Source organism: Vibrio sp. 03_296 (assembly GCF_002265885.1).
This window is the reverse complement of record NZ_NPKW01000933.1, coordinates 1-713: the sequence shown is the minus strand read 5'-3', so window position 1 is coordinate 713 and position 713 is coordinate 1. Positions and strand designations below refer to the sequence as shown.

The following is a 713-nucleotide window of genomic DNA, read 5'->3' as shown; positions in this document are numbered from 1 at the left end:
CCGCGATCGGCGAGACCTTTGCTGAGGTAGTACATAGGACCACCCGACACTGAACCGTCTGGGTTGGTATTGCGGTATTTCACGCCCAGTGCACATTCAACAAACTTACTGGACATGCCCAGTAGGCCTGCCAGTATCATCCAGAATGTGGCACCAGCACCCCCGATAGAGACCGCGACGGCAACACCGGCAATGTTACCAAGGCCAACCGTACCGGAAAGGGCAGTGGTCAAGGCTTGAAAGTGAGAAACTTCAACCTTGGTCTTTGGCTTTAGGATCAGAGTATTTGCCTGAAACCAGATCAATCGCGTGTTTAAAACCGCGTACGTTAATGAAGCCGAGATAAAAAGTGAAAAACGTCGCAGCAACGACGAGCCACAATACAATCCAAGGAACCTGTACGTCAGAAAAAGGGAATGGAATGGTCGAGAAGATCATTCCAACAAAGGGGTTGACGATAGGTGCCACGACCTCGTTGATTTTTCATCCAAGCCGGCTGCTGAAGCGTTGAACGCCACAGTACTGCCTAACATTGGCCAGCATTACATTTTTACCATTGTGTATCCTGTCTGTTCTTTAATAGAAACGAATAATTATTATCTGATGTTGTGTTGTTACTTTTTTGTAACATTGTGCATTATTCTGAGTGATAACAATTTTGCAACACGTATTGATAGTTTTATGATCTACCCGTCACTACGTGATGTTCGTCG

General features: G+C 46.1%; 1 pseudogene. It reads right to left on the bottom strand.

The window, feature by feature from the left end:
- Nucleotides 1–533, bottom strand: a pseudogene (locus CIK04_RS28950) (alanine:cation symporter family protein); the annotation flags it as partial.
- Nucleotides 534–713 lie beyond the last annotated feature (180 nt).